This is a genomic window from Azospirillum canadense (genome assembly GCF_025961225.1).
GTDB classification, from domain to species: Bacteria; Pseudomonadota; Alphaproteobacteria; order Azospirillales; family Azospirillaceae; genus Azospirillum; species Azospirillum canadense.
In genome coordinates this window covers 32,665-47,500 of sequence record NZ_JAOQNG010000010.1, presented here as the reverse complement: position 1 = coordinate 47,500, position 14,836 = coordinate 32,665, and the positions used below count along the sequence as shown (strand labels likewise).

The window sequence follows — 14,836 nt, the reverse complement described above, 5'->3', positions numbered from 1 at the left end:
AGGCGGGCAGTGCGGCCAACGTCCCGGTTTCGGTGATGATGGCGCTGATCAAGGACTATTCCTACGACATCGACTTCCAGCGCGACCTTCAGCCCGGCGACCGCTTCGAAGTGCTGTACGAGCGCCTGGTGACCGCCGACGGCAAGGTCGCCGGCGAGGGCGACATCCTGTACGCGGCGCTGGTGCTGAGCGGTGAGGAGTTTCCGATCTTCCGGCACAAGAGCCGCGACGGCCGCATCGACTACTACAACCGTGAGGGCGAGAGCATCCGCCGCGCCCTGCTGCGCACACCCATCGACGGCGCCCGGATCACCTCCGGCTTCGGGATGCGCCACCATCCCATCCTGGGCTTCAGCAAGATGCACAAGGGGATGGACTTCGGTGCCCCGACCGGAACGCCGATCTTCGCCGCCGGCAGCGGCGTGGTGGAGGAGGTTGGGCCGCACGGCGGCTATGGGAACTACATCCGCATCCGCCACAACACCCAGATTTCCACGGCCTACGCCCACCTGAGCCGCATCGCCAAAAGCACGAAGCGCGGTGCGCGCATCGACCAGGGCGACGTCATCGGCTATGTCGGCACCACCGGCCGCTCGACCGGCCCGCACCTGCATTACGAGGTGCTGAAGGCCGGCCAGCAGGTGAACCCGAAGAGCGTCGACCTGCCCACCGGCGAAAAGCTGGAGGGTCGCGAGTTGCAGGCCTTCGAGCAGACGGTCCGGTCGGTGGAGAAGTCGTTCGAGCAGGCGCGCAGCGGCATGCAACTCGCGCGCAACCCGGGCGGCCACGACGACAAGAGCTGCACCAAGGCGACGACCTGCTGACGGCCGGCTGTCGCTCCGGCGTCGGACGATCTATTCCTGGTGAAGGAGCTTGCGGATGGCCGAGGCCAGGACCTGCAGCCCCTTCTCCTCGTCTTCGGCCATCTTCCGCAGGCGGTCGCGCACCGCCTGGACTTTCGGCTGGCGCTGGGCCGCCTTGGCGATGGCGAGCTGGGCCTCTTCCGGTGTCATGCCTTTGTCGTCGGCCATGCGCGCCTCCTTGTGCGGGCTCAGGATGCTGCAAGCGGCGGGACGAATCAACGCCCGCCTGTCGCCTACCGGTAGAGACCGATCGTCTCGATCGCCTGCCCTCCCGTGCCGAGCTTGAACTCCGTCACCCCGGGGGCGCTCTCCGGGTTGATGCCGCCGAGGTCGAGCCAATCAACCCCGCGCGCCTTCAGGGCCAACGCCGCCCGCCATAGCACCAGGCGCATAGCCCCGCTCTTGCGCCCGGCGTCGTTCGCCCAGCCGATCTGGTAGGTGGCCGACCGGCCATGGACGTAGAAGAGGCCGCATGCAACCGGCTTGGCGTCCTTCGCCCGGCTTTCCAGGGCCGCGGCCATCAGAACGCCGCCCTTCTTGTTATCGCCCTTTGCGCCATCGCCCTTTACACCATCACCCTTGACCAGAGCGTTGCGGATCCGGATGGCGAGCGGCCCGGTCATCGGCCGGAACTGTTTGGTCAGCGCCTGGTCATGCTCCTGCTTCATCAGCCAGGGAAGGTTTTTCGCCTCCCAATCCAGGTCGACGACCAACCCGGCCTTCTCCGCCGCCTTCAAGCGCTGGCGCCAATCGCGGGCCATGGCGGCGCGCAGTTCTTCCTCGCTGCGGCTGAGGTCGAGCCACACCGTGCGGTAACCCGGGCCGAAACGCCGGAACCCGCAGCGGTCGAGCAGCGCAGCCGTTTCCGGGTCGGCGGGCAGTTCCGGCAGCAGGCTGGCCCGGCTGAGCGGGTTGTCCGGGCAGGCACGGCGCAGGAGGCGGAATGTCTCCTCGCAGGTGGCCGCGTCCGGCGCGACGCCGTCGAACCACAGCGGCCCGCGGTGCATCTGGCGCTGGCGGAACAATCGCAGCAGGCGACGTTCCAGAATCTGAACGAGACCGATGGGCTCCCCATCCCGTCGGATCAAGCCGAGACGTGGCACGAAGCCATGAGTCCGCCCCATGGCCTGGGCATAGCCGAAGCATTGCGGCAGTGTCGAACGGGACACCTGAGCGAAGCACGCGGCCCATTCGCCCATGGTGCCGTCGTTCCAACTTATGGAAACATTCGTCTGCATACAAGTCCTTCGAGTCATAGAATTGAGATTCTGAGCAATATCCGACCCGGAAATCCGTATAGAATTTCGTAATTCCTTAGTGATGGCCATGCAAAAACCATCGAGGTTTGCGCGAACAGTAGCCGTTCGTTGTCGAACATTCTTCCAAGGAAACGCATGATGTGCAAAAGATTTTTCACAATCGTTCTGTTGGCTTTGGCGTTCGTCGGGACTGCCGCCAACGAAGGAGCGGCGGCGGATAAAAAGATCCTGATGCTGCTGTGGCGTGGCATGACCGAGCCGGACGCGGCCTTTCTCAACCGGTTGAAGACGCTTGAGGCGAACGCCGACACCGTGGTGCTGGATTCGAACCAGGATCGCGATACCCTGTCAAGGCACCTGCGCGAGCTGTCCGGCGACATCGAATCGGGAAAATTCGACGCCATCTACAGCTTCGGCACCACCGCGACGCGCGTCACGACCAACTTCGTGAAGGACCGGATCCCAGTGGTCTTCAACGTCGTTTTCGACCCGGTCGAAGCCCAGCTCGTCCAGGCCATGGACCGGCCGGGCGCCAACGTGACCGGCGTCACCAACGGGGTGCCGATCGCGGACCAGTTCAACGCCTTCCAGCGCCTGCTGCCGTTGAAGTCGATGATCGTCCTCTTCAACCCCAAGGAACCGAACTCCAACATGATCGCCGAGCAGGTCGCCCAATGGGGACTCGCCCACGGCGTGCAGGTCATTCCCCGGCGGGTCGGTCCTGCCAGCCCCGCCCTGGACGAGACGCTGGAGGAGATCAAGGCCGGATCGCTGCGGGCCGAAGCGCTCTACGCGGGCGCGGACAGCTATCTCTCGACGAAGGCCGACGCCATCAAGGCGGCGGTCGGCGACCGCATTCCGCTGCTCGGCGGCACGCAGTCCTACACGGCCAATGGTTGGCTCGCCGCCTACGCGCCCACGCTGGCCGACATGGGGGCCGCCGCGGCCGACGTCGCTGACCGCATCCTCAAGGGCGCGGACGCACGGACCCTGCCGGTCGTGCTGCCGCAGCCCAAGATGGTTGTGTCGAAGGCCGCCGCGGCGATCCACCGCATCACGGTGCCGGCCGACGCTCTCCTGGAAAACTGATCGACGAAAGGGGCGCGGGAGGTTGACGGAACGGCGTGGTTCCCACCTCCCCTGCCCTACGCCGGCGGCAGCGCGGATGTCGCCTCTTCGACGTTGGCGAAGGTTGGTCGGTACTCCGGCTCCAGCACATTGCGCGCGTATTCGACGGAAATGGCCGGTGCGTAGCCGGACAGATGCGCGATCAGGCCGGTCTTCATCGCCTGATAGTACTTGCCTTCGGCGTGGTAGACGTTCTTCAGGCCGCTGGCGATCGGCGCCACGAACCCATAGGCCACGAGCACGCCGGTGAAGGTACCGACCAGCGCGCCGCCGATCAGCTTGCCCAGCACTTCCGGCGGCTCGGTGATCGAGCCCATGGTGTGGATCACGCCCAGCACCGCCGCCACGATGCCCAGCGCCGGCACGCCGTCCGCCACCGCCTGGATGGCGTCGGACACGCGCTGGTGCTCGTGGTGCATCGTCTCGATGTCCTCGTCCATCAGGTCCACCAGTTCGTGCGGGTTGTCGGCGCCCAGCGACATCAGGCGGAGGTAGGTGCAGAGGAAGGCGATGGCGTGGTGATCGGCGTAGAATTTTGGGAACTGCTGGAACAGGGGGGAGTCCTCGGGCTTCTCGATGTGCTGCTCCAGCGCCAGCAGGCCCTTGGTCTTCGCGATTTTGAAGACTTGGTACATCATCGTCAGAAGTTCGAGGTAGTCGTCCTTCTTGTATTTCGGCCCCTTGAAGAGGTGACCGATCTCCTTGCCCGTGTGGGTGACCACGCTCTTCGGGTTGGCGATCAGGTAGGCGCCGGCGGCGGCGCCCAGGATGATCAAGTATTCGAAGGGCTGCCACAGCACGCCCATGTGGCCGCCGCCCATGACGTAGCCGCCGAACACGCAGAAGAGCACGACGCCGAAGCCGATGATCACGAACATGTCTTACCGTCCTCCAGCGCCCACACGGTCAGCACCCGCCGGCCGGCCGTCGATGCCCGTTTCCGTTCCGCCGCTACAATGACGGGAAAACCTCTTGAGTTTTTGTAAACTCCTCAAGACACGGGCCTGTAAATTTTCGGTCCGATCCTACCGGTGACCGCCGCCCCTGTCACGAAGGGAGTACCCCGGAAATGAAGAAGGGCCGCCCGAAGGCGGCCCCTCCCCTACCGTTTATAGCGTCCGGCCGGAGCCCAGGGTTCAGCCGATGCGCCACACGTCCGGGCTGGCTTCCAGACGCTTCAGCAGTTCGACGCGCTGCTGCTCGATCTCGTTCGGCAGGTGGCTGCCGAAGCGGTTGAACAGCTCTTCCTGGTCCTTGGCCTCGGCCTCGGCTTCCTTCCGGTCGATGTCCATGATCTTCCGGAACTTGTCCTCGGCGAAGCTCAGGCCGGCCCAGTTCAGGTCCTGGTAATGCGGCATGTAGCCGAACGGGCTCTTCGCCGGCTCCGGCGCGCGGCCGCGGACGCGATCGACGATCCATTTCAGGACGCGCATGTTGTCGCCGAAGCCCGGCCACACGAACTTGCCGTTCTCGTCCTTGCGGAACCAGTTGACGCGGTAGATGCGCGGCAGGTTCTCCACCCGGCCTTCCATCGCCAGCCAATGGTTCCAGTAGTCGGCCATGTTGTAGCCGCAGAAGGGCAGCATGGCGAACGGGTCGCGGCGGATGGCGGCCTGGCCGACGGCGGCGGCGGTCGCCTCCGAGCCCATGGTCGCCGCCCAGTACACGCCCTCACGCCAGTTGTAGGCCTCGAACACCAGCGGGAACGTCTTGGACAGGCGGCCGCCGAAGATGAAGGCGGAGATCGGAACGCCGGCCGGATCCTCCCAAGCCGGGTCGATCGACGGGCACTGCTCGGCCGGGGCGGTGAAGCGCGAGTTCGGGTGCGCGGCGGGACGGCCGGACTCCGGCGTCCAATCGTTGCCCTGCCAGTCGATCAGGTGCGCCGGCTTCTCGTCCGTCAGGCCTTCCCACCACACGTCGCCGTCGTCGGTCAGCGCGACGTTGGTGAAGATAACGTTGGCGTTCAGCGTCTTCAGCGCGTTCGGGTTCGACTTGATGCTGGTGCCCGGCGCCACGCCGAAGAAGCCGGCTTCCGGGTTGATGGCGCGCAGCGTGCCGTCCGGCTGCGGCTTCACCCAGGCGATGTCGTCGCCGATCGTGCGGACCTTCCAGCCGTCGAACTCGGCCGGCGGGACCAGCATGGCGAAGTTGGTCTTGCCGCAGGCCGACGGGAAGGCGGCGGCGACGTAGGTCTTCTCGCCCTCGGGGCTCTCGACGCCGAGGATGAGCATATGCTCGGCCAGCCAGCCCTGCTCGCGGCCCATGGAGGACGCGATGCGCAGCGCGAAGCACTTCTTACCGAGCAGGGCGTTGCCGCCGTAGCCCGACCCGTAGGACACGATCGAGTGGTCCGTGGGGAAGTGGACGATGTACTTGTGCTCGGCGTTGCACGGCCAGGCGACGTCCTGCTGGCCAGGCTCCAGCGGCGCGCCGACGGAGTGCAGGCACGGCACGAAGTCGCCGTCGCCCAGGATGTCCAGCACCTTCTGGCCCATGCGGGTCATCAGGCGCATGTTCACCGCGACGTAGGGGCTGTCGGAGATCTGCACGCCGATGTGCGAGATGTCGGAGCCCAGCGGGCCCATGCTGAAGGGCACCACATACATGGTGCGGCCGCGCATGCAGCCCTCGAACAGGCCGTCCAGCTTCGCCTTCATCTCGGCCGGGGCGACCCAGTTGTTGGTCGGGCCGGCGTCTTCCTTGCGCTCGGAGCAGATGAAGGTGCGGTCTTCCACGCGGGCCACGTCGCCCGCGTCGGACCGGCAGAGATAGGAATTCGGGCGCTTCGCCTCGTTCAGCTTGATGAAGGTGCCCGATGCGACCATCTCGCCGCAGAGACGGTCGTACTCCTCCTGCGATCCGTCACACCAGTAAACCCGCTCGGGCTTGCATTTCGTCGCGATCTCCTCGACCCAAGCCAGGAGCTTCTTGTTCCGCGTGCGCGTCGTTCCGGTCATCCTTTGCCTCTCAACTCATCCCCGGCGTTCCGCCGTCCTGCGACATCAGGGCGCGGCGCCGGAGGTTCTGACGGACGGGCCTGTTCCGACCCTTATGGAATCCGTCGCCAAACGATGGCGGTGTTCACCGCCGGTTCATTGCATCGCCGCCTGCCCGGGGGCGGGGCGGCGCACCATCACCCACAGAAAGGGGGAACGGCGAGCACACCGATGCGCGCGGCCGGCGCATCCGGTTCCCTGGATCGGCAAGAACGGGGAGGCCCGAGAGCCACATACCCGGAACGGCGACAAGTCGGTCCGTTATGGTCCACTGACGTTTTCTCCTGGTTGCGCTGGTGCGCGCCGCTTTGCGCGGCGTCGTGGTTTGACGTCTCACTCTCTCGATCAGAGTCCGGGGCTCCCCGTTCCCACGCCGGTGGTCCCGGTGGGGGGCAGGGTTTGGCGGGCCCGTCGGGCAAGCCCGGCCAAATTGACCCTAGCACTCGCGGGGTCATCCACGCGCTGATCGAAATCAACCCGCGCGATGGTGCCGCCGCAGCGGAGATCGCAGCCGTCCGGATCGAGTCCGGTCATCGTCCAGCCTTGTTCCGCTGTTTCATTCGGCGCCGCTCCACCGGACACGCCGGCGAGCACCGTGGCGTAGAGCCGGACGGCGTCCGCGTGGTCCGCGTTCATGTGCGCCAGAATGTCGCCCTCGGCCTCGGCCAGGGCCGCCGGGACGGCGTAGGGGAGCAGATCGGCGCGCTCGATCCAATGGACGCGCCCGAAGCCCGCGACGTGATGCGCCCGCTCCACCGAAACCGCGTAGATCGCGAAATCGCCGAAGCCGGCGTAGAAGGATGCGGCGGGATGCCGCGCCAGGAAGCGCGCGCGGTGGCGCGGCTCCTCCGACCGCTCGGCCCGGCCGATCACCGACACCCGCGACCCAGCGAGTGGTTGGGCCAGCGGCTGCGCCAGCCCCAGGGTGCCGTCGAACAGAAGCCCGACTCGCGGGTCGGACGCGATGTTCTTCGTGTGGTCCGCCAATGTGGAGAGAAGAAGAAGCGGCGTGCCGTCCAGGTCCAGCGCCACCTGCACCAGCGACGGGTAGGGCCAGCCTTCCGCCTCACCACGAAGCGCGGTCGCCAGCGCCGCCCGGTCGACGGCGCGCATAACGCGCCGCGCCGCGTCGCCCGCCGTCACGGAGGAGGCCGCCACGGTGGAAGCGTCGGACGACGCGGACACGCCCGGACCGCTGGGGCCGCCGGCGTTGGAAGGCTGGTCGGAACTCATGCCCAAAACGAATGCGTTCTCCCGCGCCGCGCCGTTTCTCCGGCGCCGCATTGGTGCCATATTGGCCCAGAAAAATACGTCGGGAAAAGCAAAAACTTGCCGCGTCATGCCATTGGGTCGCCATATGGCTAACATGGCGAAAAGGTCAGACCGCTTTTCGAAATAAGTTGGAACCACTCTTCTGTATCGGGCAAAGGCAATAGGCGGATCCGCTGAACGCCGAGAGTCTGAACTGGGAAGCCGCATTGAGAAGCCGAGGACCATGTCCCACACCGTAGCGCTGGTGGACGACGACCGGAACATCCTGACCTCCGTTTCCATGGCGCTGGAAGCGGAAGGGTTCGAGGTGCGCACCTACACCGACGGGGCCGACGCCCTGCGCGGCCTGACCCAGCGCCCGCCCGACCTGGCCGTGCTGGACATCAAGATGCCGCGCATGGACGGGATGGAGCTTCTCCAGCGGCTGCGCCAGTCAAGCCAGATGCCGGTCATCTTCCTGACCAGCAAGGACGACGAGGTGGACGAGCTGATGGGCCTGCGCATGGGCGCGGACGACTACATCAAGAAGCCCTTCTCGCAACGCCTGCTGATCGAGCGCATCCGCGCGCTGCTGCGGCGGGAGACGCTGACCCGCGACAAGGCGGTGGTGGCCGATCCCAGCCAGGTCCTGACCCGCGGCCCGCTGGCCATGGACGGCGCCCGCCATTCCTGCACCTGGAAGGGCCAGCCGATCGACCTGACGGTCACCGAGTTCCTGCTGGTGAAGGCGTTGGCCCAGCGGCCGGGCCACGTGAAGAGCCGCGACCAGCTGATGGACGCGGCCTATGGCGAGAACGTCTATGTCGACGACCGGACCATCGACAGCCACATCAAGCGACTCCGCAAGAAGTTCAAAGCCATCGACCCCGACTTCTCCCAGATCGAAACGCTCTATGGCGTCGGTTACCGATACAAGGAGTAAGGCGCCGGCCGCCGGAATGGCGGGGTCCAAGCCCGCCCGTCCCGCCATCCTCCGACGGGGCCGCTGGGGCGTGTCGCCGCTGACCCTGCGCATCCTGGCCGTCAACGTGCTGGCGCTGGCGCTGCTGGTGCTCGGGCTGCTCTATCTCGGCCGCTACCAGGACCGGCTGGTCCAGGCGGAGCTGGACGCGCTGGAGACGGAGGCGCGCATCTTCGCCTCGGCGCTGGGCGAGGGCGCGGTGCAGCGCGGCACCGACGAGGCCGAGACGGGACGGGAGAGCTACGAGCTGTCGCCGGAACTGGGGCGCCAGATGGTCCGGCGCCTGGCGCTGGCGACGGACACCCACACCCGCCTGTACGGCGCGGACGGGCATCTCCTGTCGGACAGCCGCGTGCTGACCGGCTCCCCCGGCAAGATCGAGATCCGCGAACTGCCGCCCCCGCCCGCTGGCGACGCGGTGTCGCGCACCGTCAACGACCTCTACAGCCGCTTCATCGACGTGGTGCCGAGTCGCGAGGGGCTGCCGCTCTACCGCGAGCGGTCGTCCGGCAAGGATTCCGTGCCGCCGGACGTGGAGCGCGCGATGGCCGGCGAGAACAGCAAGACGGTCTGGCGCCTGGAGTCGCGCGGGGAGCGCGCCGACCTGCTGCTGACCGTCGCGGTTCCCGTCCAGCGCTACAAGGAGGTGCTGGGCGCGGTGCTGCTGTCGCGCAGCGGGGTCGGCATCGACGACGCCATCCGCTCCGTCCGCTTCGACATCCTGAAGGTCTTCGCGGTGGCGTTGCTGGTCACGGTGGGGCTGTCCTTCTATCTGGCGAGCACCATCGCACGGCCGGTCCGCCGGCTGGCCCAGGCCGCCGACCGGCTGCGCACCGGGCACGGCCGCCACACGGAGATCCCCGACTTCACCGGCCGCGGCGACGAGATCGGGGAGTTGTCCGGGGTGCTGCGCGACATGACCGCCGCGCTGTGGGCGCGCATGGACGCCATCGAGCGCTTCGCCGCCGACGTCGCGCACGAGATCAAGAACCCGCTGACCTCGCTGCGCAGCGCGGTGGAGACCGTCAACCGCATCCAGGACCCAGGCCGCCGGGAACGGCTGATGGCGATCATCGCCGACGACGTGCAGCGGCTGGACCGGCTGATCAGCGACATCTCCAACGCCTCGCGCCTGGACGCCGAGCTGTCCCGCGCCGAGCCGGAGCCGGTGGACGTCGGCGCCATGCTGGGCATGCTGGCCGACATCCACCGCGCGACGGCGGCCTCGGCCCAAGGAGAGGGTGCGGAGGATGCGGAGAACGCGAACCCGCCGCGGGTGGTGGTGCCCCGGGTTGTGGTGGACGTGCCGCCGGGCGGCGGCCTGACCGTACCGGGGCTGGAGGGGCGGCTGACCCAGGTGTTCCAGAACCTGATCGCCAACGCCCTGTCCTTCTCGCCGCCGGGCGGGCTCGTCCGCGTGGCGGTGCGGCGCACGGGCAACGGCAGCCGCGGCATGGTGGAGGTCACCGTCACCGACGACGGCCCCGGCATCCCCGACGGGAAGGAGGAGGCGATCTTCGAGCGCTTCTACACGGAACGGCCGGCGGGCGAGAAGTTCGGCACCCATTCGGGACTCGGCCTGTCGATCTCCAAGCAGATCGTCGAGGCGCACGGCGGCCGGATCACCGCGGCCAACCGCCGCGGCCCGGACGGCGACGTGGCGGGCGCCGAGTTCACCGTACAGCTGCCGCGCCCCTGACAAAGGTGCGGCAAAGTTGCATTGGCCGCGAACCGCCTGGACAATCGCGAGTGCACAACGGATGCTGCTTGCGGTCACGCACCGCTCCGCCGGCCGGCTGGCCTTCGTCCGCACTCACGAGGGGTCATGTCCGAGACAGCGCCTGCGACCGCCCAGGTCCCCGCCCAAGTCACCGCCCAGGTCATCGACCTCCGCCGATACCGGCTGGCCCGGCTGATTCGCAACGCCAGCGGCCAGCAGAACGAGCTGGCGCGGCTGATGCGCGCCTCCGTCGCGGAGCGGACCCAACTGGCCGAGGCCCTGCAGGGCGCGCAGCGGCACCTGTCGCACATCGCCGACAGCTACAAGGTTCTGCTGGTGCGGCTGAAGCGCGAGAAGGACTTCCGCGACGCCTGCCAGGAGGCCGCGGAACTGGACGATTTGGACGAGATGATCCGCCGCCGCGACTCCCTGGTGCGGGAGCTGGAACGGATCCGCGTCGACCGCCGCATCCCGCTTGGTCACCCCGGGGATGCCCCGGCGGGCCCCGCGGTGGACGGCGGCGAGGGCGACGGGACAGACATACCGGGGCATGTCGGCTCCGAGAAATAACGCATTTTCTCCATCCCATTGACAGAACCCGCGCAACGCCTCACCTTCGCGGGATCATGGTGACGATACACGGCACCTGCGTCCTGATTTCGGGCATCGGTGTCCTGCTGCGCGGCCGGTCCGGCAGCGGGAAATCCGATCTGGCCCTGCGGCTGGTCGACGGGGGTGCGCGCTTGGTGGCCGACGATCAGGTGGAGCTGCGCATGGTTCACGGCAGACTGATGGCGACAGCGCCGGCGGCGCTGGCCGGTCTGCTGGAAGCGCGCGGAGTCGGCATCCTGCCTGTCCCCACGGCGGACGGGGCGGAGGTGGGACTCGTCGTCGACCTCGTCCCGCGCGACCGGGTGGAACGGCTGCCGGAGCCGGAGACGGCGCTCCTGCTCGACCGCCCTGTGCCGCGCCTGTCGCTCTGCGCCTTCGACGCGTCGACCCCCGCCAAGCTGCGGCTTGCCGCCGCCGCCGCGCAGGCCGGCACGCTGGGGGTTATTCCGGCAGGAGAGGCTTCGGCACGGCCATGACCCTTCAGCCCCCTCCGGAGTCGCCGAACCCCTCCATGCCGTCCAATCCGTCTGCCCGCCAGCACGGCCGGCTCGTCCTCGTCACCGGCATGTCCGGCGCCGGCATGTCCGTGGCGCTGAAGGCGCTGGAGGACCTCGGCTACGAGGCGGTGGACAACCTGCGCCTGTCGCTGGTGCCGGCGCTGCTGGAGCAGGCCGACCCGCGAAAGCGCCCGCTGGCGCTGGTGATCGACAGCCGCACGCGCGACTTCTCCGCCCACGCGGTGCTGGAGCAGGTCGAGTCGCTGAAGGCGCGCGACGACCTGGACGTCCGGCTGGTCTTCCTGGACTGTGGCGACGAGGTGCTGCAGCGCCGCTTCACCGAGACGCGGCGGCGCCACCCGCTGGCCATCGACCGGCCGGTGCCGGACGGCATCCAGCGCGAACGCGCCCTGTTGTTCCCGCTGAAGCAGGAAGCCGACGTCACCATCGACACCACGCAGCTGTCGATCCACGACCTGCGCCGCCTGCTCGCCGGCAATTTCCAGATCGACGCGCAGACGGCGTTGCAGGTCTTCGTCACCTCCTTCTCCTTCCGGCTGGGATTGCCGCGCGAGGCGGACCTCGTGTTCGACGTGCGCTTTCTCACCAACCCGCATTATGATCCGGACCTGCGGCCCCTGACCGGGCTGGATGCCCGGGTGGCGGCGCGGGTGGAGGGGGACCCCGATTTCGACGCCTTCTTCCGCCATCTGACGGACTTGTTGCAGCCGCTCCTGCCGCGCTACAACCAGGAAGGAAAGAGTTACCTGACCATTGCGGTCGGCTGCACGGGGGGACGGCACCGGTCGGTGTTCGTCGCGGAGCGGCTGGCGGCGTGGTTGAAGGAATTGGGCCTCAAGGTCGGGTTGAGCCATCGGGAATTGGACCGCCAGTCGTCGCGCGCCGGGTGAGAGGGCGCGTGTGCGGGAACGAGCGGTCCGGTCGGTGAAAAACGGGAACAGGCGTGGCCTTGGAGGATCCCAAAGTGAAGGATGTCCCATGATCGGTATGGTTCTGGTGACCCACGGACGCCTCGCGGCAGAGTTCATCGCCGCGCTGGAACATGTGGTGGGCGAGCAGCAGCAGGTGCGGGCTGTCTGCATCGGTCCGGATGACGACATGGAGCAGCGCCGCCAGGACATTCTGAATTCCGTGGCGGAGGTCGACGACGGGTCGGGGGTCGTCGTGCTGACCGACATGTTCGGCGGGACGCCGTCGAACCTGGCCATCTCCATCATGGACAAGGCGAAGGTGGAGGTGATCGCGGGGGTCAACCTGCCGATGCTGATCAAGCTGGCCAGCGTCCGCCGCCAGGAAACCCTGGCCCACTCCGTCGCCGCGGCGCGCGAGGCCGGGCAGAAATACATCAACGTCGCCTCTTCCCTGCTGTCGGACGGATGACCGGATGACCAACCCAGACGAGAAGACGCCCACCGAGGGCGCCCAGATGAACAGCGCCCAAATGACCAGTGGGCACAACCCCGAGATTTGCCAGACCGTCACCATCCGCAACCAGCGCGGCCTGCACGCCCGTGCCGCCGCCAAGTTCGTCAAGCTGGTCGCCACCTTCGACTGCGAGGTGGAGGTGCGCCGCGGCGAGACGCAGGTGTCCGGCGAATCGATCATGGGCCTGATGATGCTGGCCGCCGGCCCCGGCACGTCGGTGGAGCTGTGCGCCTACGGCCGCCAAGCCGAGGACGCGGTGGCCGCCCTCGTCGATTTGATCACGCGCAAGTTCGATGAAGACTGACGTTCCGGCCGCCGGCCAGGGACGGTCGCTGCGCGGGCTGGGCGTGTCGCCCGGCATTGCCATCGGTCCGGCCCATGTGGTGGAGAGCGGCGCCGTCCGTGTTCCCGAATACAGCCTGACCGCCGAGCAGGTGGAGGCCGAGGCGGCGCGCTTCGCCGAGGCCTGCGGGAAAGCCCGGCGCCAGATCCGCAAGTTGAAGAGCAAGGCGCTGGTGCTGCCGGGCTCCGCGTCGGAGGAGATCGGCTTCCTCCTGGACGCCCATCTGGCGATGGTCACCAACTCCCGCCTGACGCGTGGCGTGGAACGCCGCATCCAGGAGGAGCACGTCAACGCCGAAGCCGCCGTCCAGGCGGAGATCGCCGCCATCGCCCAGACCTTCGCGGGCATGGAGGACAGCTACCTCGCCGGGCGCATCGCCGACGTGCGCGAGGTCGGGCGGCGGCTGATCCGCAACCTGATGCGGCACGAGTACACGGCCTTCTCCATGCTCACCCCTGGGGCGGTGATCCTGGCGGAGGAGCTGACGCCCGCCGACACCGCCCTGCTGGACCCGCGCCGCGTCGCCGGCTTCGCCACCGTGCTGGGCGGGGCGGAGGGGCACACGGCCATCATGGCGCGCTCGCTGGGCCTGCCGGCCGTGCTGGGCGCCGCCGGCCTGCTGACCGGCATCAAGAACGGCGTCACCGTCATCGTGGACGGCGTGCAGGGCCGCGTGATCATCGACCCGCCGCCCGAGACTCTGGACGAGTACCGGCTGCGCCAGGCCGAGCGGGAACGCGAGCGCGAACAGCTGAAGAGCCTGCGCAAGCTGCCGGCGGTCACCCGCGACGGCACGGCGATCACGCTGCAGGCCAACCTGGAACTGCCGCGCGACCTCGACCACGCGCTGGAGAACGGGGCGCAGGGCATCGGGCTGCTGCGCACCGAATTCCTCTTCATGAACCGCGACCACCTGCCGGACGAGGACGAGCAGTACACCGTGCTGCGCGCCATCGTGGAGGGCATGGGGGGCCGCACCGTCACCGCCCGCACCATGGACGTCGGGGGCGAGAAGCTGGCCGGCTGGATGGCCGGCCGCTACGGCGAACCCGCCAACCCCGCGCTCGGACTGCGCGCCGTGCGGCTGGGCCTGCGCGAGCCGAAGCTGATGGAGACGCAGCTCGCCGCCATGCTGCGCGCGGGCGTGCACGGGCCGCTGCGCATCCTGCTGCCGATGATCTGCTCGGTCAGCGAGGTGCAGCGCGTGCGCGAGATGATGGGCCAGGTGGCCCGCCGCCTGCGCCGCCGCGGCGTCGCCATCGCCGACCCGCTGCCGCCCGTGGGCGTGATGGTGGAGGTGCCGGGTGCCGCCCTGTCGGCCGACGCGCTGGCCTACGCCGCCGATTTCTTCGCTATCGGCACCAACGACCTGACGCAGTACACGCTGGCCATCGACCGCGGCGACGAGCAGGTGGCCTCGCTCTACGACCCGCTGCACCCGGCGGTGCTGCGGCTGATCCAGTTCACCATCGAAGCGGCGCTGCGCGCCCGCATCCCCGTCTCCGTCTGCGGCGAGATCGCCGGCGACCCGCGCTACACGGCACTCCTCCTGGGGCTCGGCGTGCGCGACCTGTCGATGGTGCCGCCGGCCATCGCCGTGGTGAAGCGGCGCATCCGCACGCTGGACCTGATGGAGGCGAGCCGCCGCGCCAGCGTCATCATGGACCAGAGCGACAGCGGCCGCATCGCGACGCTGCTGGACGACTTCAACGCGGTGGGGTAACAAGCCCCACCGT

At 68.2% G+C, this 14,836-nt stretch carries 15 protein-coding genes (1 of these 15 cut by a window edge); 10 read left to right on the top strand and 5 right to left on the bottom strand.

The genetic code is table 11. The features are described from left to right. Nucleotides 1–824 carry the 3' portion of a M23 family metallopeptidase gene (locus M2351_RS35955; RefSeq protein WP_264660783.1) on the top strand. 502 nt of this gene lie to the left of the window's left edge, so the window shows 824 of its 1,326 coding nt (coding positions 503–1,326); its start codon lies beyond the left edge, outside the window; the stop codon is at nt 822–824. A gap of 30 nt (nt 825–854) precedes the next feature. On the opposite strand, the gene M2351_RS35950 is transcribed toward M2351_RS35955, so the two are convergent. Beyond that, nucleotides 855–1,031 (bottom strand): hypothetical protein, encoded by a 177-nt coding sequence (locus M2351_RS35950; protein ID WP_264660782.1) that lies wholly within the window; start codon nt 1,029–1,031, stop codon nt 855–857. 65 nt (nt 1,032–1,096) lie between these two features. Continuing rightward, nucleotides 1,097–2,101 (bottom strand): peptidoglycan bridge formation glycyltransferase FemA/FemB family protein, encoded by a 1,005-nt coding sequence (locus M2351_RS35945; RefSeq protein ID WP_264660781.1) that lies wholly within the window; start codon nt 2,099–2,101, stop codon nt 1,097–1,099. Nucleotides 2,102–2,353: 252 nt separating this feature from the next. On the opposite strand from M2351_RS35945, the gene M2351_RS35940 reads away from it, so the two are divergent. Next, nucleotides 2,354–3,211, top strand: coding sequence for an ABC transporter substrate-binding protein (locus M2351_RS35940; RefSeq protein WP_264660780.1), 858 nt, complete (start codon nt 2,354–2,356; stop codon nt 3,209–3,211). A 56-nt stretch (nt 3,212–3,267) separates the two neighbouring features. Here the strand turns inward: M2351_RS35940 and motA are convergent, their stop codons facing one another. From motA to M2351_RS35925, 3 genes are all read right to left on the bottom strand, one after another. Beyond that, complete coding sequence (motA, locus tag M2351_RS35935; protein WP_264660779.1) at nt 3,268–4,128, bottom strand: flagellar motor stator protein MotA; 861 nt, start codon at nt 4,126–4,128, stop codon at nt 3,268–3,270. 258 nt (nt 4,129–4,386) lie between these two features. After that, nucleotides 4,387–6,210 (bottom strand): phosphoenolpyruvate carboxykinase (GTP), encoded by a 1,824-nt coding sequence (locus M2351_RS35930; RefSeq protein WP_264660778.1) that lies wholly within the window; start codon nt 6,208–6,210, stop codon nt 4,387–4,389. A gap of 384 nt (nt 6,211–6,594) precedes the next feature. After that, entirely contained in the window at nt 6,595–7,482 is an 888-nt protein-coding gene (locus tag M2351_RS35925) for a HugZ family pyridoxamine 5'-phosphate oxidase (protein ID WP_264660777.1), read from the bottom strand. A gap of 262 nt (nt 7,483–7,744) precedes the next feature. On the opposite strand from M2351_RS35925, the gene M2351_RS35920 reads away from it, so the two are divergent. From M2351_RS35920 to ptsP, 8 genes are all read left to right on the top strand, one after another. Next, complete coding sequence (locus M2351_RS35920; protein WP_264660776.1) at nt 7,745–8,443, top strand: response regulator transcription factor; 699 nt, start codon at nt 7,745–7,747, stop codon at nt 8,441–8,443. A 16-nt stretch (nt 8,444–8,459) separates the two neighbouring features. Next, the gene (locus M2351_RS35915; protein ID WP_264660775.1) at nt 8,460–10,181 is read left to right on the top strand and encodes a stimulus-sensing domain-containing protein; all 1,722 of its coding nucleotides are present in this window, start codon (nt 8,460–8,462) and stop codon (nt 10,179–10,181) included. 126 nt (nt 10,182–10,307) lie between these two features. Further along, a complete protein-coding gene (locus M2351_RS35910) occupies nt 10,308–10,772 on the top strand; it encodes a hypothetical protein (RefSeq protein ID WP_264660774.1) in 465 nt (154 codons plus the stop codon). Nucleotides 10,773–10,828: 56 nt separating this feature from the next. Beyond that, on the top strand, nt 10,829–11,290 hold the full coding sequence (locus M2351_RS35905; protein WP_264660773.1) for an HPr kinase/phosphorylase: 462 nt from the start codon (nt 10,829–10,831) through the stop codon (nt 11,288–11,290). Between the two features lie 35 nt (nt 11,291–11,325). Then, entirely contained in the window at nt 11,326–12,222 is an 897-nt protein-coding gene (gene rapZ / locus M2351_RS35900; RefSeq protein ID WP_264660772.1) for an RNase adapter RapZ, read from the top strand. A gap of 88 nt (nt 12,223–12,310) precedes the next feature. Further along, on the top strand, nt 12,311–12,712 hold the full coding sequence (locus M2351_RS35895; RefSeq protein WP_264660771.1) for a PTS sugar transporter subunit IIA: 402 nt from the start codon (nt 12,311–12,313) through the stop codon (nt 12,710–12,712). 4 nt (nt 12,713–12,716) lie between these two features. Then, a complete protein-coding gene (locus M2351_RS35890; protein ID WP_264660770.1) occupies nt 12,717–13,061 on the top strand; it encodes an HPr family phosphocarrier protein in 345 nt (114 codons plus the stop codon). Continuing rightward, the gene (ptsP, locus tag M2351_RS35885; RefSeq protein WP_264660769.1) at nt 13,051–14,823 is read left to right on the top strand and encodes a phosphoenolpyruvate--protein phosphotransferase; all 1,773 of its coding nucleotides are present in this window, start codon (nt 13,051–13,053) and stop codon (nt 14,821–14,823) included. The genes M2351_RS35890 and ptsP overlap by 11 nt, the downstream gene beginning before the upstream one ends. Nucleotides 14,824–14,836 lie beyond the last annotated feature (13 nt).

Excerpts from the sequence above, each read along its gene's own strand:
- M2351_RS35890 (WP_264660770.1), top strand. The coding sequence starts at position 12,717 with ATGACCAACCCAGACGAGAAGACGCCCACCGAGGGCGCCCAGATGAAC.
- ptsP (WP_264660769.1), top strand. The coding sequence starts at position 13,051 with ATGAAGACTGACGTTCCGGCCGCCGGCCAGGGACGGTCGCTGCGCGGG.
- M2351_RS35895 (WP_264660771.1), top strand. The coding sequence starts at position 12,311 with ATGATCGGTATGGTTCTGGTGACCCACGGACGCCTCGCGGCAGAGTTC.
- M2351_RS35940 (WP_264660780.1), top strand. The coding sequence starts at position 2,354 with ATGCTGCTGTGGCGTGGCATGACCGAGCCGGACGCGGCCTTTCTCAAC.
- M2351_RS35925 (WP_264660777.1), bottom strand. The coding sequence starts at position 7,482 with ATGAGTTCCGACCAGCCTTCCAACGCCGGCGGCCCCAGCGGTCCGGGC.
- M2351_RS35930 (WP_264660778.1), bottom strand. The coding sequence starts at position 6,210 with ATGACCGGAACGACGCGCACGCGGAACAAGAAGCTCCTGGCTTGGGTC.
- M2351_RS35950 (WP_264660782.1), bottom strand. The coding sequence starts at position 1,031 with ATGGCCGACGACAAAGGCATGACACCGGAAGAGGCCCAGCTCGCCATC.
- M2351_RS35905 (WP_264660773.1), top strand. The coding sequence starts at position 10,829 with ATGGTGACGATACACGGCACCTGCGTCCTGATTTCGGGCATCGGTGTC.
- motA (WP_264660779.1), bottom strand. The coding sequence starts at position 4,128 with ATGTTCGTGATCATCGGCTTCGGCGTCGTGCTCTTCTGCGTGTTCGGC.
- M2351_RS35910 (WP_264660774.1), top strand. The coding sequence starts at position 10,308 with ATGTCCGAGACAGCGCCTGCGACCGCCCAGGTCCCCGCCCAAGTCACC.
- rapZ (WP_264660772.1), top strand. The coding sequence starts at position 11,326 with ATGCCGTCCAATCCGTCTGCCCGCCAGCACGGCCGGCTCGTCCTCGTC.
- M2351_RS35945 (WP_264660781.1), bottom strand. The coding sequence starts at position 2,101 with ATGCAGACGAATGTTTCCATAAGTTGGAACGACGGCACCATGGGCGAA.
- M2351_RS35920 (WP_264660776.1), top strand. The coding sequence starts at position 7,745 with ATGTCCCACACCGTAGCGCTGGTGGACGACGACCGGAACATCCTGACC.
- M2351_RS35915 (WP_264660775.1), top strand. The coding sequence starts at position 8,460 with ATGGCGGGGTCCAAGCCCGCCCGTCCCGCCATCCTCCGACGGGGCCGC.